The sequence below is a fragment of the Aneurinibacillus sp. Ricciae_BoGa-3 genome (assembly GCF_028421645.1).
GTDB lineage: Bacteria > Bacillota > Bacilli > Aneurinibacillales > Aneurinibacillaceae > Aneurinibacillus_B.
Window position 1 is genome coordinate 2296109 of record NZ_CP116887.1, and the last position, 19035, is coordinate 2315143.

Below are 19035 nucleotides of genomic sequence, written 5' to 3' on the forward strand. Positions count from 1 at the left end.
GTTTATAGCATGATAAACTATAATTGAAATACATATTTCGCATAGTTTTCATGCGTTTTACTTATTGAAGGGGATACACAATGGATATTAGGCAGCTGCAGTATTTTATCGAAGTCGCCAAGTTAAACAGCTTCACCAAGGCAAGCGAAAGCCTGCATATTACACAGCCGAACATTAGCAGAATGGTTAAGAACCTGGAGGAAGAGTTAGGTATTGACCTGATCGATCGATCAACAAAGAAGCTTCATCTAACAGAAGCGGGAAAAATTGTGTTTGAAGAGGGCCAGCAGATTGAGCAAATCATCGATCGCATTGCGATAAAGATTTCAGATCTTATGAATGTGCAGAAAGGTAAGGTTCAAATCGGTCTTCCTCCGATTATCGGTGCGAAATATTTCCCACAAATATTAGCCGAGTTTCATGCTTGTTATCCAAACATCAACTGTGAACTGGTTGAATACGGGAGTAAGAAAGTTGAGCAGGAGGTTGGGGCCGGAAACCTTGACATCGGGGTTGTCGTGCTCCCTGTAGAGGAGGCGCTCTATCATTCTGTACCTTTAGTTGATGAAGAAGTTTGCCTGCTTGTTCACCGCGATCATCATTTTGCCAGTCGAACGAACGTCTACTTGCACGATTTGGCGCACGAATCGTTTATTTTGTTTCGGGAAGATTTCACCTTGCATGATCGCATTATCCATGAATGTATCCAAGCAGGATTTCAGCCCACAATTATATATGAAAGTTCTCAGTGGGATCTCATTCGTGAAATGGTGGCAACCAATCTGGGCGTGTCTCTTCTCCCGAGAACAATCTCAGAAGAAGTTGACCCCTCCATTATTAAAGTCATACCAATCGAGCCCTGCATTCCCTGGAATATCTCAATCATTTGGAGGAAAGGACGGTATCTTTCCTTTGCCGCACGGGAGTGGATCCAGTTTACCTGCCGGTATTTAAACCAGATATGCCCTCTGGAATAACAGCAAATAAAACGAGACGCGTTGATAGCGCTCGTTTTTTTTTGCGGATGGGTAGGAATCGATTTGTGTATTATGGCTTCAGCAGAACCTTGATGCAGCCATCCGTTCTCGTGTCAAACACTTCATAGCCATGTTTGGCTTCTCTGAGCGGGATGATATGGGTGAAAACATCGGACGGATCCAGTTTGCCTTCAGCGATGAGATTGTAAAGAAAAGGCATATAGTGGATGACCGGAGCCTGTCCTGATCGAATGTTAACATTACGCTGGAAGATATCACCGAGCGGGAAAGCGTTGTACCTGGAGCCGTAAACACCAGTGATTTGGATGGTTCCGCCTTTGCGCACGGCCTGCGTAGCGATGACAATGGCCCCCATGGCGCCGCCCTGCAGCTTTAAACCTGTTGCAAGGAACTCTAGTGGCGTCATCTTTCCGTCCATGCCAACCGCGTCGATGACTACATCGGCACCGCCCTGTGTAATTTCTTTCAAGTGATTGCCAATGTTTTGCTCTTGTTCAAAATTGACAATTTCCACTTTATTGGTGCGCTTTGCGTGCTGCAAACGGTAATCAACGTAATCTACCGCGATAACCCGTTTTGCCCCTTTGAGCCATGCTGCTTTTTGTGCCAGCAGCCCCACTGGGCCGCATCCGAGAATAATGACCGTATCTCCGCTTTTGACACCCGCGTTGTCAACGCTCCAGTAGGCGGTAGACATCGCATCAGCAAGTGGTGCGATTTTCTCATCTTCAAGCTCACTGTTTTCTGGAATTTTAAAAGGGGTAAAATTACCGTACGGAACCCGCATGTATTCTGCCTGGCCGCCGGCATAACCGCCAGTCGTTTCTGAATAGCCGAAGTACGCCCCCATATCGCCATGAGGATTGGAATTATCGCATTGGCTCTCCAACTGATGGTTGCAATACCAGCATCGGCCACAGCTAATGTTAAAAGGAATGATAACCCGGTCGCCTTTTTTAAGCTTGGTCACCTCTGGTCCGACTTCCTCTACAACACCCATCGGCTCATGGCCGATAATAAAATTCTCAGGCATATTCGGGATCATGCCGTGGATCAGATGCAGATCTGATCCACAGATGGCCGTACTTGTCAGCTTCACGATGATATCGTCAGCTTTTTCAATCTTGGGATCCTGGACCTCTTTGACCTCAACGTCTTTGATGCCCTGGTACGTAACAGCTTTCATTGTTGGGTGTTCCTCCTCCGTTTAATTATTTAGATCTGCGAATGAACCGAGACGAGAGGTATGATCAGGGAAGATCTTCATCCCCGCAATCTTAACTGTCGTTTCCGCTGATTTAATGTCTAATTGGAACTGTTCATTGACGTTGTAGGGGTGAAGCCAGCCTCTATCCATCATGAGCTTAGATATATCATCATGAAGCGCCAGTGCTTGCTCAAGCTGTTTGCGCGCCAGTGCTCTGGCTTCGGGAGAGGCCATTTCCGTAAGGGCATACGCACAGTTTCTCACTCCGTTTTTAGCGGCCATTAAAAAGTCAAGGGCAAATAGGGAATCAGCAAGGTTGGGCATTCCGTTGGCGTTAATAGGATCCAGGAAATCGTTGTTCATTAATTTCTCACCTCCGATTATTGGGTTGGCACCTTTTTGTACAGGCCTTGCAGCTCATTGATAGCTTGAATGGATTGTTCAACGTCTCTTTGCATCAATGCTTTAACCTCCTTATCAAATACTAAACCTTGCATCATTTTTGATTTTGCGCAGCAGATTGTTTTAAAATTGAGTAGCTCATGGATCTCCATCGTTTCGTGATACGCTAAATGTTGTTGCTGGTCCATCTCGTTCACCTCCTGTGTCTTTAACAACACTATTTTCCCCTTCGATACATTGCATATACGAATAAATAATCTTGATTTAAATCACCATAAAAGAGGTGAAAGGGAGGTGTCAGCTATGGAACAACGAGGCTTAGCGCTTCATGAAACACTTGAACTCCATGAATTATTAGTATTTAAGAACGTATGCTGTACGAAATCAGCCACGATGCAAGCGCTTGTCACGGATGAGGGCTTACGGAGCATTCTAGCGCAGGATGTGGAAGTATCCCAGAGACACATTAAGGAGTTGCAAGCATTGGTGTCTCAAGGGCCTAACGTACAATAAAGAAAGCGAGTGAAAACATGAACTCCTTCATTCAGAATTTGATGGGAATGGAAGGCATGACAGACCAGGTCATTGCAGCTGATTTCCTTATTACAGCAAAAAGTGGGGTAAGAAATTACGCAATCGCCATTACAGAGGCGGCTACACCCGAAGTTCGTGAAACACTGCGCAGACAGTTCGAGGATGCCATACTTACACACGAGCGAATTACTGCCTATATGATGGAAAACGGATTGTATCATGCGTACAACATTAACGAGCAAATCCAGCTTGATGTAAAAAACGCAGACAACGTACAGAATCTGTCTGCAAATGGCAATTCAATCTTTTAAGAATAAATTGTTGAGTTGCTGTATGTGAGTAGAAACGTGTAATTTCTTGCCGACCAAAAAAAAGCAGGCCTCCTTCAGGGAGGCCTGCTTAGAATCTATACTTTTTTCTACTTTGCAAGACCGATGTATTTATCGTAGCTTTCGTAAATATGACGGGCGATGACCGCCGCAGACCCGGCACCAAAACCGCCCTCGGGAACCACTACGGCAACCGCTAGTTTTGGATTGTTCAGAGGTGCATAGGAGATAAAAACCCCATTTGATACGGAAGAGTATTTATACCATTGATTAGAGTTTTGAGATTTAACATAAATATCCTGGTCAGAGGTGCCTGTTTTGGCGGCTACCTGATACGGAAAACCGACAAAGGCCCCTCCAGCTGTACCTCCGCTGCTGACTACCAATCCCATGCCCTCCCGGATGGTATTCCAATAAATATCCGGCTCGTTTAACTTGCTTTGTACGACTGGTTTAAACCCTCGGACCAAATTTCCTTTCGAATCCACGATGTGGTCTACAAGCTGTGGCTGCATCCGAGTACCATTGTTTGCAAGCGTAGCGGCATACTGTGCCAGTTGCATTACCGTATAATGCGTCTGCTGTCCGAAGGCTGCCTGTACCATTGCAGCGAGTGGACCGTATGTTTGATTCATGGTCAGAAAGTCCTGAATACCACGGCTTTCATACGGAAGATCCACCCCGGTTTTGATGCCGAGCCCGAAAGCCCTATGGTAGCGTTGCATAATGGCGATCGATTGCTGCTTGTATTTCTGCTCGGTCAAATCCCCGATGCGTGCCATATAGGTATTGGAGGATTTCTCCAGTGCCTTCTGCGGCGTTAGAAAACCGTAGTTCTCATTATTGTCGTTGTGCACGCTGTCCGTTCCTTTACCATAATGGTAAGAACCCGGATCCTGCCATCCATCATAAGGCGAAATAATTTGTTCTCCCATCCCCATCATTTCAGTTGCCGGTTTAATCGCGGAACCTGTTGGAACCATGGAGCTTGGGTGTTTGCCAACTTCATCTAATGCCGCCTGGCCTGTCAGAGGCCGTACATCATAAGGAGCACTCCGAATGGTGCCATTTAGAATGGAATATTCAATTTGGTTGTAGTCGTTGCTGTCCAGTGTATTTTTTGTCCAGATATTCGGATCATATTCGGGATAACTAATCATTGCCACGATTTTACCGGTTTTTACTTCCATTGCAACGGCATAGGCGGTGCGGGCGTTGGCTGTTTGTTGTCCAGAAGCACGAAGCTTGGGAAGGAAGCTATGGATAAAATCTCGGGAATCGAGCTGGACGCGGTCATCTAATGTAAGATACAGATTATCTCCCTGCTGGGGCTCCACCTGATTTAGCTGTCTTAAAATTTGCTGGTCGGACGTAACCTCATATGTTTTATAGCCGTTTTTGCCCTGGAGATACTTCTCGTAGGAAAATTCAATTCCATCGAGACCTACCATTTGGTCAGGGTTGTACGAATTTTTATTGTCTTTGTAATAGGAGATATCAGACTGCTGCGCGACACCGAATTTCCGAACGTAACCCACGGCTTGAACAGCTACCTGTTTCTTATCGTAAACACGTATGGGCTTGGTCGATACATCGATCCCTGGAAGTTCCGTGAGATGCTCGGACAGGTATGCGATTTGCTTCTCGTTAAGGTCATATTTTAAATCCTTTTCAAGAAACTTAGATGTTTGGCGGGGAACTCTTGCCATTGTTCCATTCTTTAGCGCCCAACCGCAGTCCATTTGGTTTAAAATTTCTGCCGGGTCCATTCCAAGTACCGGCGCGAGCTTGGTAGCCAGATCAAGGAAACCATTCTTGGTCATCGTACTCGGCTCTTTAAAAACCGCTGTGAAGGTGCCTTTACTGTAGGCGATCAAGGTTCCTTTGTCGTCGTATATATTTCCCCGCATCGCCGGTATCGTTACTTTTACATTGGCTTTCTGGTTCGCTTGCTGGGTGTATTGTGTTCCGTTTACAATTTGAACGTCTGCAAGACGTATAAGGATGAGTGAGAAGACAAGAAATATAATGAGCATCAGAGTATTTAGCCTTCTTTTCACCGTCTCCGAAATATCTAGTTTGACCAATACTCTACCACCTTTCCGCTAGCTAAAAACCTAAGTAACTATCATACGCTCTATTTGTTACTATTTCTTTATAAATTGATTAAAAAAAGTCAAAGAGAAAGTCCCTTCCACTTTAATCCGGATGGTTGCCTGACTGGCTGCCCACCCGGTAAGGGGTGGTTACACCTTCGTACGAAACCATCATGTCCATGCCATAATCTGAATGAGCCAGGTTGTGGCAGTGGATCATCCAGAGGCCGGGGTTGTCAGCTCTGAAGGCCGCATCATACGTTTCGTGGGGTTTTACAAGAATGGTATCCAGATAAACAGGGCTTCCTGAAACAGGCTTGCCGTTCTTTGCCAGCAGTTTCATCGTATGGCCGTGGATATGCATGGGATGATCCATCCCCGTATCGTTTTCAAAATGAAGTTTGATGAGTTGACCTTCCTTTACCCTAATGGAAGGAACATCCGGAAACGATTTATCGTTAATTTTAAAAATCATCGCAAAACCGCCGTCAAAAAATCCAACACTATCGCCTAATTTTAAGGTATACGTTTGGGCAAATTTGGACTGGAACGTTATCGAGTCACTCTTTCCCGAAGCCTTTCCATATGCCGCAGGGTCAAAAACAGAAGCATTTGCCGGAGCATTATGGGCTGCGAGATCTCCGGAGCCAAAGGTTGCCGTCAGCATCTGATTTTCCTTCTCGGCAGAAGGGGTGTAATAGGTTTTGGTTATGATATCAATGTTAGAAGGTTGTGTATCCATATTTATCATTTTCACGCTGCCGCTGGCCGGCATCCGGAACGAAATATCATAGCGCTGGCTTGCGCCGATCGGCAGCACAGCCTGATTTAAATCGGTGGGATGCTGAATGTCGTGCCCATCTAAGGCAATTACTTTAAATGGGGCACCCGCCAATGACATGTTGTGCGTAATATTGCCCGTGTTAACGATTCTGAGGCGGACAAGCTGTCCCGGATTAGCCGCAAAATGCTCGCCTTCACTTGTGCTGTTCACCGTGTACGTTTTTAAGTCCCAATCGTGCAACGCTATGGTGAAGTCCCTGTCATATTTAATAGGGCTATTCTTTGGTTCAACCACCAGTATTCCGTATAAACCGGCGGTTGTTTCCTTGTAGCTTTGCTGGTGCGAATGGTACCAGTATGTTCCAGCGTTTTTTGCGATAAAATTATACGTGAAATCCCCATTTGGCGGGATCGCATTCTGGGTAACACCGGCAACACCATCTTCCGCGTTGGGTACAGCTACACCGTGCCAGTGGATGGTGACACCTTCTGCGAGTTTGTTTTTCACATGGACAACCACGCGATCCCCTTGCTGGACGCGCAGGAGGGGGCCGGGGATTTGTCCGTTATAGGTGAGCGCATGAAAGTTTTTTCCCGATAGGTTTATATCTTTTTCTTCTGCAGTAAGCGTAAAAGTTCTGGTTGGTACAGGAGTTGAAACCTCCTTAAGGCTGGTAACTGAAATTTCTTTTATTTTGCTGCTATTTTTCATATCCATCGAACCCATCACGGCCATATCCCCCATATTCATCGTGGCTGGCAGTTTTGAACGCTGGACTATGGCGATATAAATCGCGCTAAAGAGTATGAATATCGCTGCTATTGTACATAGGATCATCCTTTTCTTTCGAATGACATCCACCTTCTAATCCTAATTAATGTTATTAAAATTAACTAATCTATCATAACAGTTTTAACGGTAGAACGGTATGGGGTTTAGGAGAAGCGCAGACCTTTCCACATTTAAGAAAAATTTAATGTTTTATTTATATGATGTTCAGGTGTACTCGCTACGATAGAGGTGAAATGAAGTCACCTTTTGAGTTGAATTAGGAGGAGAAACAATGAACAAGAAAATGGCAGTAATGGGCATCAGCGCAGCAGTCGGTGCAGCGATGCTGGTTACTACAGCTTATGCGGGCGTATCTACTTCATCTGGTTACGATTTGTACAAAACGGCTTTTAACAATGTAAAGCAGGCTAAGAGTTTAACTGCCGATGTTCACGTGTCATTAACTGACAGCGGAACCAAACTCGCAGATGTAATGGCTAATACAAAGATGAATTTACAGGCGAAGTCCATGAGCGGCACAACGACTGTTGCCGTGGGCACTCAGCAGAAAACAACCTCTATGTACACGCAGAATGGCACGAGAATCGTCAAAAGCAGTGACAGCGATGTATACAAAGTTTTTTCTCCTTCAGGCATGCACAGTGAAAAAGCTGAGGATCCAGCCAAGGACGGTAAATTAACCGGGGTTGAGAATGTTGTAGATGCCCTCACGCAAAACATTCAAAACAACATTACCTCCACATCAGGTTCCGATGGTTCAACTAATGTAGATTTGAAGCTTTCCAGTGATCAGCTGCCTCAAGTCGTGAATGCACTTGCTTCTCTTGCCGTGCAAAACGGATTGAACCACATGGAGCACCACAAGCAGCCGCAGGATCAATTTGCAGCCAGCATCCAGTCTGCCATGCCAAAACTGACAGGCGATATTAAAGTGGCAAATGTGGATGTTGCGGCAAACATCAGCAAAGACAACCTGATCCAGCATCAGACAGCAGCCTTTGAGATTACCGGGCAGGATGCTGCCGGCAAAGCACACGATATTGTGATTAACGTTGCAGCTGACCTCTCTAATTACAACAGTACAACGCCAGAAACAGTTGACCTGACTGGAAAAAAGGTACAAAAGATTCAGCCTAAGGCTTATAAAGAATTGGATAATCAGCAATAAACTTGCACCACACAGCTAGAGTTTCCTTAAGGCAGACTCTAGCTTTCCCTTATAGGAGTGAGTACCTGATGGAAAAAGTGTTAGAAGTAAAGAATGTAACGAAACTCTTTAAAAATGGGCGCGGCATCCAGGATGTAAACTTTGACATTTATGAAGGAGATATATTTGGGTTTTTAGGGCCGAACGGTGCAGGGAAAACAACGCTAATGAAGATAACTGCCGGGTTGGGCAGGGCACAGAGCGGGACCGTTAAAATATTTGGTTATGATGTAGCGGAACAAACCGAAAAAGCACTGCGCAAAGTTGGCTGTATTGTAGAAGAAGCTACGGCCTATGAATATATAAGCGGGTACAAGAATTTACTTCTTGCCTCTAGATTTTACGAAGGCGTTACGCGGGCAAGAATAGAGGATGTGCTTGAGTTAGTGGATTTAGCGGAAGTGCAGCATGAAAAAGCTGCCGGCTACTCGCTTGGCATGAAGCAACGGCTGGGGCTTGCATGTGCCCTGCTGTCCAGGCCGGCATTTGTCATGCTTGATGAGCCGACTAATGGGCTCGATGTGGAGGGAACCGTAAAAATCAGGGAAATTATTACACGCTTAGCAGAGGAAGAAAAGGTGACGTTTTTAATCTCAAGCCACCTCATTCATGAAATTGAAATGATGTGTAACCGTATTGGTATCATAAACAATGGAAAGATCATTAAACAGGGATTTGTTTCTGAACTGCTGCAGGGTGGAGAGAAGACACTTGAGAGTTTATTTATCGACGAGGTGAGAGAAGAGAGGAGGAAGGCGCTCTTATGAGTTCATTATCTGCAGGCATTAAGAACGAGACCCAGAAAATATTTCTGAGAAAGAAAACAATGGTGTTTGTCCTGTTAACGGGCGCCTTTCCCATAGGCAGTGCCGTCCTGTTTTCACTCCTGCAGGAGAAATCAGGTATTAGCATGTTTGATAACGTTAACTATCCGCTATTTGTGCTTGGTGCATTTGTCAATGTCGTTCTCCCGTTGTTTATTTTTATGACCGCATCAGATGTTTTCGCCGGGGAGGAGGGGGATAAAACCATAAAGCTTGTTTTAACCAGGCCTATTAGCAGGCTTCATGTGTTCGTCTCGAAAACCTCAGCGGTTGCCATTTTAATTCTTATCCATTTATTCGTTATTTTTGTTACCTCTTTTGTTTCCGGATTGGACCTGGCAGGTTCGCATGGGCTATTCGGCGTGTTTGAATCGATGAAGGCCTATGTAGTCTCTGCAATCCCGATGATTTCTCTGGCCATTGCGGGAGTATTTTTGTCCCAGTTTTTTAGAAGCGCAAGCGCAGCGTTGACTTCTTGCATACTGGCTTATATTGCAATTAAGGTGCTGCCTTTGATTTTGCCTTCCATCTCAAAACTTTTGCCTTTTTCTTATACGGATTGGTACGCTCTGTGGCTGGGCCATACAGCAGGAGCGGGAAATATATTTCAGGCATTTATGTTCGTGCTTTCCTACAGTATACTGTTTTTTGTTGGCGGGTTTTATCTATTTGACAGAAAAGAATGGTAGGATACATGAAGGCGGGGATTTAATTGAACAACCGTATTTTAATCATAGAGGATGAACGCAGCATAGCCGAATTAGAACGCGATTATTTTGAGATAAACGGATTTTTCGTTGAAATAGAGCAGGACGGAAATGCAGGGTTAAAGAGAGCGTTAGCGGATGATTTTGATTTGATTATCCTGGACCTCATGCTCCCGGGTATTGACGGTTTTGAAATATGCAAACAAATTCGAACAAATAAAGATATACCGATCCTTATGGTGTCAGCTAAGAAAGAAGAATTCGATAAAATTAAAGGGTTAGGCTTTGGCGCAGATGATTATATCACGAAGCCATTTAGCCCAAGTGAGCTGGTGGCAAGGGTCAAGGCCCACCTGTCCCGGTATGAGCGTATTATGGGACGACGTGATGATCAAAACGATAAGATTAAAATCCGGGGCATAGTGATGGAGAAGCAGTCAAGAAGAGTGTATGTTAATAATAAAGAAGTCATTCTCACAACGCGGGAATTTGATTTGCTCGCCATGCTTGCATCACACCCAAACCGGGTTTTCTCAAAGGAAGAGCTATTTGAACGCTTGTGGGATCTGGAAGCGGTAGGGGATATTGGCACGGTAAGCGTGCATATCCGAAAAATCCGGGAAAAAATTGAAATCGATCCGTCTAACCCACAGTATATAGAAACGTTGTGGGGAGCGGGTTACCGGTTTAGTGTTTAACGATCATCGCAAGATTGCCAATGATTTTACTTAAGTCATCCATTGAACTTTTTTAACCCTTGCCTAGTCGTTATGATTAGGGGCAAATAAACCAATTTATTATCTTAAAGATGTACAGGAGTTATCGCTTATGAAAAAGGATAGCAAGGTTTTAATCTTATATGCACGTTACGGGGAAGGGCATATACAGGTATCGAAAGCTCTGCAGACAACTTTTTATGAAACCGGTGTAAAGGATGTCGTGTTAAAGGATTTATTTGCCGAGGCTCATCCCCTTATCGATACGGTGACCCGGGCTTTTTATAAGAAGAGCTACACGTTGGGATCCGTGCTCTACGGTTGGTTTTATAACTATACAAAGAAAATGAAACATGATACGATGTTAAGCCGGTGGTTTAATTCTTTTGGGACAAAAAAATTGCGCGAATATATCTACCAGGAAAAGCCTGATCTGGTCATCAACACGTTCCCGATGTTAGCTATGCCGGAACTATGCAGAAGGGATGGCATTTTCATCCCGGTCTACACGGTTGTAACAGATTTTACGCTGCACAATCGCTGGATCCACCCCGATATAACGCGGCACTATGTCCCAACTTTGGACATAAAAAACATGATGATAGAGGAAGGAATTGAATCCCACCAAATTATGGTGTGCGGTATCCCGCTGCGGGAGCAATTTAACACTTCTTCATATTCCTTCAGTTTGTTTGAAAAGTACGGATTATCAGCCTCCAAAAAAACCGTGCTTATTATGGCTGATTTTCACTCGCGCAAAAAACTGAAAAAAATATGCAGCGAGCTGCTGTCCCTAAACCGGTACCAGCTTATGATTGTATGCGGAAGAAACCAGCCGCTTAAGGAAGAACTTGAGAAGGATTTCAGCGAGGAAGCATCAATTCGTATACTTGGTTATGTCGAGGATATGCATCTTGTCATGAAAATGGCCTCCTGCATCGTTACGAAAGCAGGCGGTATTACCCTGTCTGAGGCTCTTTCAATGTCTGTGCCGCCTGTTATTTATTCACCGGTAGCAGGGCAGGAAAGGGAGAATGCCCGCTATTTAGCGGGAAAGGGTGCAGCGATTATAAGCGATCAGACAGAAGATCTGGTATACCAGGTGGATAATCTGCTGCAGAGCGATGAGCGTTTGGCGGAAATGCACGAGGCTATCCAATTGCTGAAAAAACCAAACGCAGCGAAAACAATCATTCAGGATATTTTAAAGAATGTTGAAATAAATACCGTGTCGCTCCGGTCGATATTGAGGTAGATGGAAATGATTAATAGTATAAGAAGCGAAGCGGTACCTGCCAATTTTATTGGGCCGCTAGCTTTATTATTTCTGGTCGAATTCGTCCGTGGGGCTTTTCTTATTAGTTATCTGCCTTCATACGCAGTAAATATCCTGCATTTTTCTGTTACGACAGTAGGGCTGGCCGTAACCTTTCATTACCTGGCTGATACCGCTGTTAAATGTATTTTCGGATACTTGCTGGATCGCTACCCGCTCCGCAAAATTGTGCGGCTTGGGTTGAGTCTTTCTTTCATCGGCCTGTTCTCCTTTCTATTCATTCATCATTCGTGGGCTTTAATCGTTAGTTCTACCATCTTTGGAATCGGCATATCCCCAGTATGGCTTGTTTGTTTAAGCAGAGTGAAAGAGGAGAACAGGGGCGCCCAGATGGGTCTGCTGTATTCTTTCTGGCTCGCTGGAATGGGGCTTGGGCCTGTCATCCTTAATTTTTTTATGGATTCAAGCTATGCAGCTTCGTACTGGTTTCTCGTAATCCTGTGGCTTGTCGGCTGGGCCGCATCCTTAACCATATCCAATGAAAGCACAGTGCAAATCGATACCATTCCGCTGCACAGGCAATGGACGATGTTAAAGGATAAGGTAAAAGCGATCCGTCTTTTACTTCCCGGTATGGTTCTGCAGACGATGGGAGCTTCGATGCTTGTTCCTATACTCCCGCTGTTTGCGACAAAACACCTGGGGCTAACCAATTCACAGTATTCTTATGTACTTCTGATAGGTGGTGCTTGTGCTGTAATTGGCCTGATTCCTCTGGGAAAATTGCTAGATAAATCGGGCATGAAATGGTTTCTGGTTGCCGGATTTGGCATCTTTGCTATATCGTTATATGAATTAACGTTAACCTATTCACTTAAAATGGCCATTCTTTGGTCTATCGTGCTGGGTATCTCATATTCAGCCGTTTTGCCAGCCTGGAATACGTTGCTCTCGTATTATGTGCCTGAGAACCACGAAGGACTGGGGTGGGGCATTTTTTCTAGCGTAGAAGGGATTGGGGTTATTATCGGTCCTATCTTAGGAGGATGGTTTACTGACCAGTTTAGCGACACGGTCACCGTTTGGATCAGTGCCGGTCTATTTGCTCTTATTTCTATCTTTTATTTGGTGTTTCCTTCCCAAATTTTGTTTAAAGATAGCAGAACAAAAGAAGCAGAAGATCGCATTTACCCGATATAAATATAATAGTGCTGGAGGTAGGCATGCATTTACTTGAAGCTTTATCAACATTTGTTATGAATTTGATTCAAGCCCTGGGGCACACCGGAATTTTTATTGCAATGCTTATAGAAAGCGCCTGTATTCCGCTGCCTAGTGAAGTGGTTATGCTGTTTGGCGGCTTCCTCGTCGCAAAAGGAAGCTTGACTTTCTGGGGAGTGGCACTAGCAGGAATTCTCGGTAATCTTGTGGGATCCATTCTTACCTATTGGGTCGCCATTTATGTAGGCGTCCCGTTAATTAAAAGATACGGCAGATATATTCTAGTAAACCCTGAGCACATTGATAAAGCGGAGCAATGGTTTAGACGATATGGCGATTGGGCCGTATTCTTTGGCCGCATTTTGCCTGTGATTCGTACCTTTATCTCGCTTCCAGCCGGAATTGCCCGCATGAACTTTACTAAATTTGTTCTATTCACTGCGCTTGGCTGCATTCCATGGAATATTGGCCTGACCTATTTAGGCGTGAAACTTGGTGACCACTGGCATTCAGTTGAACCTTACTTTAAACCGGTCAGCTATCTTATACTGCTTATCGTTGTTATCTTTGTGATTAGGTTTGTTTATAAAAACATGCGGAAAACCACAGCCTAGCCACTGTGGGCTGGGCCGCGAAATAGTTGTTTTAAAGTAAAAAATCAGCCGCTATCGTTAATAGATAGCGGCTGATTTTTGATTATGCAGGTATATATATTATCTATTAGCCGGTTAGACTAATAGTTATTTTCTCTTCTCCATCTTACCCGGCTTTTATGGCGATTCATTTATATCTGCATTAGAAATTCATTAAAACATCACCGGGCAGGGGAGGGTGATCTCCCGCTTCGGTCACAGAGTAGTGGAGCGGCCTGCCCGCGATGTTAAATCCAAGCTGTTTTTTAAGGCCACAAGCCATTTACATTACCGTTTTGGTTAGAGTCCGCAGAATTATTTCCGGTGTTCGCATAGCTCGATAAAGCTGTGAGCTTGACGGATAGCGTCTGCTGTTCATCATTACCCCGGTATATCGTTATCGTAACAGTGTCTCCAATTTTGTGTTTAAACAGCTCCGAGTGAAGAGCAACAGAATCCGTAATTTTAGTTCCATTGAGCGCAACGATTACATCCCCTGTTTTTAGCCCGCTTTGTTTTGCTTCAGCAGATTGAACACCGGTAACCACAACGCCATAATCAACAGGAACATTTAGAACGTACTGGCCTGGATCCTGCTGCTGTAAATCGGAAACGCCAATGCCCAAAGCTGGGTAGTTAACATGACCGGTGCGGAGCAGGCTGGATATAATTTGTCGAGCTTCATTAATTGGGATAGCAAATCCCATGCCTTCCACACCATTGCTCGCGATTTTGGAGCTGTTGATGCCGATTATTTGTCCTTGTATATTGCACAGGGCACCACCGCTGTTGCCCGGATTGATGGCTGCGTCCGTTTGAATAACTGCCTGCTGGTTAAGCGTTTGGCCACTGGCCTGGTCGGTAACTGGCATCATACGCTTGGTGGCGCTAATAATCCCTTCAGTTACCGTTTGATTAAACGCCTCCCCCAGCGGATTTCCGATGGCAATGGCTGGTTCCCCTGCTTGAAGTTCGTCTGAGTTGCCCAGCGAGGCAACACCGGTTACATAAGATACAGGGATTTTTAACACAGCAAGGTCGCTGTAAGGGTCTGTTCCGATTACATCCGCTTTTGTTTTCTTGCCATCAGGCAATAAAACCTCAACCTTTGCGGCACCTTCCACCACATGGTTATTTGTAACGATATAGCCCTGTTTATCAAAAATAATCCCCGAGCCTTCCCCCTGAGCCTGAAGACCCTGACTTTGATTCATATAATCAGAAGGAGCAGCGGCGTAATTGACAACCCCCACTATGGCAGGTTTTACGGCTTTAACTGCTCCTACTACACCATCATTTACCTTCACCGAAACATTGGTTACCGGAACCGAGGATGGAGTAGTGTCACTGCCAGCGACAGGAGCCACTTGCTGTGGCACAATCAGGTTGGATTTCATAATAACGGCTGTGGACGCTGAGCCGACCAAAGCGGATAACACGACGGACGCAGCCCATATTTTCAAGCCTTTGGATGTAGGTTCTTTGCTCTGCTGGTCATTATAGAATCCCATAAATTTTCCTCCTCGATAAATTTTGGACTGTCCCGTTTCCGGGGGACGTAAAAATTCATCTAGGATTATTGTAAGCAAGAAATATGTCAGGAAAATAACAAGCGAAAAACAAAAATTGGCAGCCCACAGCGTACTCTGTTCAGCGCGAAAATTACGCCGAAATTTCCAGTTAAATTGTAGGGTATACGCCTGGAATTTAATAGTTTATTATAAAAGAATTGATTAATTAATAGAAAGAAGGCAAAAGGTTGAAACACCCTAGAAGAAACGCTCTTATTTGGTCGGCAATCGGTATACTTGCAATCATTATTGTTACGAATCTTATTTTTAACCCTTCTGCGAAGTCGTTGGCGAATGGGATTTCGAATGATTTAACGGGATCGAAGCCAGCTCCACAGAGCTCCACAACACCTGATTCATTGCAGGGGGACACGAACAAACAGCAGCAGAAAAAGATGGAGAACCATCCCGGCCAAGGCATTGTTAAAGCTGAAAGTAATTCTGTGGAAAAAGTACAAACGGCTTTGCCACTTGGCAAACTGATTGCCAATATTACAACAAAAGATAATAAAACCGTTTATTTAACGTTCGATGATGGGCCAGGGCCTTACACGAAGGCGATTGCTGCTATTCTACAAAAAAATCATGCACACGGCTCCTTTTTTTGGATCGGCAAACAGGTTACAGATGAGCTCGGCCAATTTGGCCACCAAATGATAGAGCAGGGCGATATTATTGGTTCGCATACGATGCAGCATACGGCTCTCGGTAAAGAAAATGCGGCAGCTCAGAAAAAGGATTTAACGCAAACAGCAGAATATATCGGAAAAAAGATCAACAATAAGGTTGTTTATTTTCGCCCGCCTTATGGGTCTGTCAATCAGGACACGAAAAAACTTTCCAAACAACTGGGCCAGTTTCTCGTATTCTGGGAGGTAGACAGTTTAGACTGGAGTTTAGCACATAAACCCGAAAAAATACTTAGCAATATCGAAAAAGACAAAGTGAAACCAGGCGACATTATTTTAATGCATGAGCGTAAACAGACGGCAGAGATGCTGCCGAAGGTGATTGATTACTTACGGAACAAGGGGTATAATTTTGCTGCACTGCCAGCGATGCCGGCATCCAAAACTGAGAAGAGCTAAATAAACGATAGAATTAGTAGGAGTCAGGCAGGAAGCCGGGCTCCGTTTTTTTTGAAAATCTCCACCGTTTGAGCTTTACAAACCGACGGTCGGTATGATATGTTGATCACAAGTAAATACCTGGTAAAAAACACAGCGGGCAAACACGAATGCAACAACCAGTATTAAGACTCGTTAGTGTGTGAAACAGAAAGCGGGGGAAACATGGAAAGAGTAACGAATGCAGTGACTAGCAACAAAAACAAGATTTTGCGTGGTGTATTGATAACGCTAGCTCTAAACGGACTTTTGCCTTTACTTGTATATGAGTATCTTTGCTCTTATATGCCAAGTGTAACGGCTTTGTCCATTGCAACAGTTATTCCATTGGTGGATAACTTCTACAGTTTAATCAAACATCGACATCTGGATGTGTTTGCCGTTTTTATGCTGGTTGGGTTCGTCCTTGGACTTCTGGTAGTAGCTTTCGGTGGAGATGAACATTTAATTTTAATTCGAGAATCATTTGTTACTGGATTTATGGGAATTTTTCTTTTAGCCTCTTTTCTTTTTCGAAGGCCGTTTATCTATTATTTTGCCCTGCGTTTTATTGCAGGTAATGACCAAGCCAGAAAGGCTGATTTTGCTGTAAACTGGCAGTATCCCTATTTTAGATTCGTTTTGCGTTTAATGACATTTGTATGGGGTATGGTATTACTAGGCGAAGCAGCTGTGAAGACCATACTGGTTTACAAGGTTTCGATTCCTCTATTTTTATCCCTTTCGAATTTTATTACGTACGGATTTATAGGTGCCGCGATTTTATGGACGGTAACTTATCGGCGCCATGCCCGCAAGCGTTTGGCGAACTTAAATCATAAACAGATTGAATCTTATATAAATTCTAGTACGTAAGGTCGGGGTTGGCCATGAAAGTCGTTTATTTAAGTCGCTATGCAAGAGCTAAAGCATGGGAAAGAATAATATACAGAATTTGTTATATTCCTTTACTCGCCTCCCTTTTGTACACATGTTATGCATTATGGAGATTGTATTTTCTTATCATGGAATAAAAAAGAACCCCGCGTTTTAGGCGGGGTCAGTGGAGTGGAGAGAATGACATTTGGAGTGGAGGTCTTCTTGCTCCAATTTTAAAACGCTGCTGCATTTTTTAAAGGAAATCTGGGAGATTATCTTTCATAAAATTTTATTTGAAAAAAAAGGAAAATAATTGAATCCCATCTTGTTTATTCGCCGCCGGAGTATTTTCCGCTTCCGCCACAGCTGGGGCAATCCTCAATATGACTAAACTCAAACCCAAATTCAAAAAAGCCCTTTCCCGCACAATCCGGGCATATCCCATTTTGAATTCTTTCGTTCCGCCGTTTTTCATTCCAGTTGCCGACAAAGTTAAATATCCCCATATAAATCACCCCAGTTCATTTTGTTTTAGCGTACCCTTGTTTTAACAAAATAAACCTGGGGATGGATGCTAACAAAACTTACCATACAAAATGCAGTCAAGGTTAACCTTTAATAGTTTATGTAAGTGATTTTTGGATAACTACTGGAATTATGTTTGGATTACTCAACTAAAAGCCTCTTTGGTGGTTCATTCCGGCAAAGAGGTTTTATGTGTTTAGAACTTTAATTTTATGTAAAGAACCTTAACATCGAAACCGATATCAATAAAATAAAGTTTGCATTACGAGTATACATAGCGAAAGAGGGTTTAACACATGAAAGAAAAATTTACAAAAAAAGCGGGGAGCGTACCGTCAACCGCTCTTGTGAAGGTTAATTTACCGTCTTTATTTATTACCGAATATTAGGGTTAGGAGCACCACAATGAATCTAAAAGCGAAAGTTATCTTATTCTCGACAGCTATTTTGTTTTTAAGTACATTTCTGCTGGGCTGTTATATGGTAAACCAACTCCACAACAACGTCATCGACGGAGCGGGTTTTATGACCCCATTAAAGACGCAGCAGGCAAAACCATCGGAGCGTTGTTTGTAGGGGTACCAAATGCACCATATGATGCATTAATAAACCAGGCTATCTATCATGTGATCATTTTTTAGCGCTATTATTTGTAATCTTGTGGTATGTGGTTTCAAGGAAGATGAAGCCTATCAAACAAATTACAGAAGTTGCTGTGGAGATCGCCGATGGCAACCTGAAATTGCAAACGGTAAAGGTGACATCCAATGATGAAATCAGTAAACTCGCTGCTGCAATGAATAAAATGTTAAAGAATCTACATGGACTATTTCGGCAAGTTTCCGATAGTGCGACCACGACGGCTGCAACGTCTCAACAGTTAGCGGCCAGTGCCGACATTACAGAACAAACCGCCGAGCAAATCGCCGTGTCTATTAACGAAATTGCGGCCGGATCCACCATACAATCAAAAGATGTTAGCAAAGTGGTTCATATGATGGAGGAAGTTATTGAAAAGAATGTACGCCAGGTGATGGCAGCAGTTAAATCAGTCTCCAAAATCATCGAAGAGTCTGCTGCAACAAGCGAAGAAGTTGCAGCGGCAACACAACAACAGACAGCTTCTATCGAAGAAGTGACCACAAGTTCAGAAGAATTAGCGAACCTGTCCAAGCAGTTAGAAGAGCAGGTGGCAAGATTCAACATTTAAACCACGAGGTTGGGAACCG

Annotated in this window: 21 protein-coding genes; 15 read left to right on the forward strand and 6 right to left on the reverse strand. The window is 44.0% G+C overall.

Features of this window, described 5'->3' with window-relative positions:
- Window positions 1–80 precede the first annotated feature (80 nt).
- Window positions 81–977: a LysR family transcriptional regulator gene (locus tag PP175_RS11680; RefSeq protein ID WP_272442958.1), complete on the forward strand. Its 897-nt coding sequence runs from the start codon at window positions 81–83 to the stop codon at window positions 975–977.
- Between the two features lie 70 nt (window positions 978–1047).
- Here the strand turns inward: PP175_RS11680 and PP175_RS11685 are convergent, their stop codons facing one another.
- Genes PP175_RS11685 through PP175_RS11695 form a run of 3 tightly spaced genes read right to left on the reverse strand, consistent with a single transcriptional unit; the run spans window position 1048 to window position 2795 of the window.
- On the reverse strand, window positions 1048–2184 hold the full coding sequence (locus PP175_RS11685) for a zinc-dependent alcohol dehydrogenase (protein ID WP_272442959.1): 1137 nt from the start codon (window positions 2182–2184) through the stop codon (window positions 1048–1050).
- Window positions 2185–2205: 21 nt separating this feature from the next.
- Window positions 2206–2568 (reverse strand): spore coat protein, encoded by a 363-nt coding sequence (locus tag PP175_RS11690; RefSeq protein ID WP_272442960.1) that lies wholly within the window; start codon window positions 2566–2568, stop codon window positions 2206–2208.
- Between the two features lie 17 nt (window positions 2569–2585).
- Window positions 2586–2795: a spore coat protein gene (locus tag PP175_RS11695; RefSeq protein WP_272442961.1), complete on the reverse strand. Its 210-nt coding sequence runs from the start codon at window positions 2793–2795 to the stop codon at window positions 2586–2588.
- Window positions 2796–2910: 115 nt separating this feature from the next.
- Between PP175_RS11695 and PP175_RS11700 the strand changes: the two genes are divergently transcribed.
- Together PP175_RS11700 and PP175_RS11705 are read left to right on the forward strand one after the other, a co-directional pair.
- Window positions 2911–3120: a hypothetical protein gene (locus PP175_RS11700; protein WP_272442962.1), complete on the forward strand. Its 210-nt coding sequence runs from the start codon at window positions 2911–2913 to the stop codon at window positions 3118–3120.
- A 17-nt stretch (window positions 3121–3137) separates the two neighbouring features.
- A complete protein-coding gene (locus tag PP175_RS11705) occupies window positions 3138–3452 on the forward strand; it encodes a spore coat protein (protein ID WP_272442963.1) in 315 nt (104 codons plus the stop codon).
- A 107-nt stretch (window positions 3453–3559) separates the two neighbouring features.
- Here the strand turns inward: PP175_RS11705 and PP175_RS11710 are convergent, their stop codons facing one another.
- Together PP175_RS11710 and PP175_RS11715 are read right to left on the reverse strand one after the other, a co-directional pair.
- Window positions 3560–5557, reverse strand: a complete 1998-nt coding sequence (locus PP175_RS11710) for a peptidoglycan D,D-transpeptidase FtsI family protein (RefSeq protein ID WP_272442964.1) — start codon at window positions 5555–5557, stop codon at window positions 3560–3562.
- A gap of 112 nt (window positions 5558–5669) precedes the next feature.
- Complete coding sequence (locus PP175_RS11715; protein WP_272442965.1) at window positions 5670–7211, reverse strand: multicopper oxidase family protein; 1542 nt, start codon at window positions 7209–7211, stop codon at window positions 5670–5672.
- 202 nt (window positions 7212–7413) lie between these two features.
- Here PP175_RS11715 and PP175_RS11720 point away from each other — a divergent pair, with 202 nt between their 5' ends.
- The 7 genes from PP175_RS11720 to PP175_RS11750 all read left to right on the forward strand — a co-directional run bounded on the left by PP175_RS11720 (window position 7414) and on the right by PP175_RS11750 (window position 13707).
- The gene (locus PP175_RS11720; protein ID WP_272442966.1) at window positions 7414–8310 is read left to right on the forward strand and encodes a hypothetical protein; all 897 of its coding nucleotides are present in this window, start codon (window positions 7414–7416) and stop codon (window positions 8308–8310) included.
- A gap of 68 nt (window positions 8311–8378) precedes the next feature.
- Window positions 8379–9116, forward strand: a complete 738-nt coding sequence (locus tag PP175_RS11725; protein WP_272442968.1) for an ABC transporter ATP-binding protein — start codon at window positions 8379–8381, stop codon at window positions 9114–9116.
- Window positions 9113–9862: an ABC transporter permease gene (locus PP175_RS11730; RefSeq protein ID WP_272442969.1), complete on the forward strand. Its 750-nt coding sequence runs from the start codon at window positions 9113–9115 to the stop codon at window positions 9860–9862. The genes PP175_RS11725 and PP175_RS11730 overlap by 4 nt, the downstream gene beginning before the upstream one ends.
- Window positions 9863–9885: 23 nt before the next feature.
- On the forward strand, window positions 9886–10578 hold the full coding sequence (locus PP175_RS11735) for a response regulator transcription factor (protein WP_272442970.1): 693 nt from the start codon (window positions 9886–9888) through the stop codon (window positions 10576–10578).
- A gap of 130 nt (window positions 10579–10708) precedes the next feature.
- Window positions 10709–11851 (forward strand): MGDG synthase family glycosyltransferase, encoded by a 1143-nt coding sequence (locus PP175_RS11740; RefSeq protein WP_272442971.1) that lies wholly within the window; start codon window positions 10709–10711, stop codon window positions 11849–11851.
- A gap of 6 nt (window positions 11852–11857) precedes the next feature.
- On the forward strand, window positions 11858–13072 hold the full coding sequence (locus PP175_RS11745; protein ID WP_272442972.1) for an MFS transporter: 1215 nt from the start codon (window positions 11858–11860) through the stop codon (window positions 13070–13072).
- A gap of 23 nt (window positions 13073–13095) precedes the next feature.
- Entirely contained in the window at window positions 13096–13707 is a 612-nt protein-coding gene (locus PP175_RS11750) for a DedA family protein (RefSeq protein ID WP_272442973.1), read from the forward strand.
- Between the two features lie 284 nt (window positions 13708–13991).
- Here PP175_RS11750 and PP175_RS11755 read toward each other — a convergent pair whose 3' ends face one another.
- Window positions 13992–15236: a S1C family serine protease gene (locus PP175_RS11755; protein ID WP_272442974.1), complete on the reverse strand. Its 1245-nt coding sequence runs from the start codon at window positions 15234–15236 to the stop codon at window positions 13992–13994.
- Between the two features lie 248 nt (window positions 15237–15484).
- Between PP175_RS11755 and PP175_RS11760 the strand changes: the two genes are divergently transcribed.
- The 5 genes from PP175_RS11760 to PP175_RS11775 all read left to right on the forward strand — a co-directional run bounded on the left by PP175_RS11760 (window position 15485) and on the right by PP175_RS11775 (window position 19016).
- The gene (locus tag PP175_RS11760; protein WP_272442975.1) at window positions 15485–16384 is read left to right on the forward strand and encodes a polysaccharide deacetylase family protein; all 900 of its coding nucleotides are present in this window, start codon (window positions 15485–15487) and stop codon (window positions 16382–16384) included.
- Between the two features lie 204 nt (window positions 16385–16588).
- The gene (locus PP175_RS11765; RefSeq protein ID WP_272442976.1) at window positions 16589–17278 is read left to right on the forward strand and encodes a VC0807 family protein; all 690 of its coding nucleotides are present in this window, start codon (window positions 16589–16591) and stop codon (window positions 17276–17278) included.
- 933 nt (window positions 17279–18211) lie between these two features.
- Window positions 18212–18382: a hypothetical protein gene (locus PP175_RS11770; protein WP_272442977.1), complete on the forward strand. Its 171-nt coding sequence runs from the start codon at window positions 18212–18214 to the stop codon at window positions 18380–18382.
- Window positions 18364–18447 carry a hypothetical protein gene (locus PP175_RS29930; RefSeq protein WP_442870466.1) on the forward strand — a complete coding sequence of 28 codons (84 nt, stop codon included), beginning with the start codon at window positions 18364–18366 and terminating at the stop codon, window positions 18445–18447. The genes PP175_RS11770 and PP175_RS29930 overlap by 19 nt, the downstream gene beginning before the upstream one ends.
- A gap of 41 nt (window positions 18448–18488) precedes the next feature.
- A complete protein-coding gene (locus PP175_RS11775; RefSeq protein WP_272442978.1) occupies window positions 18489–19016 on the forward strand; it encodes a methyl-accepting chemotaxis protein in 528 nt (175 codons plus the stop codon).
- Window positions 19017–19035: the final 19 nt, after the last annotated feature.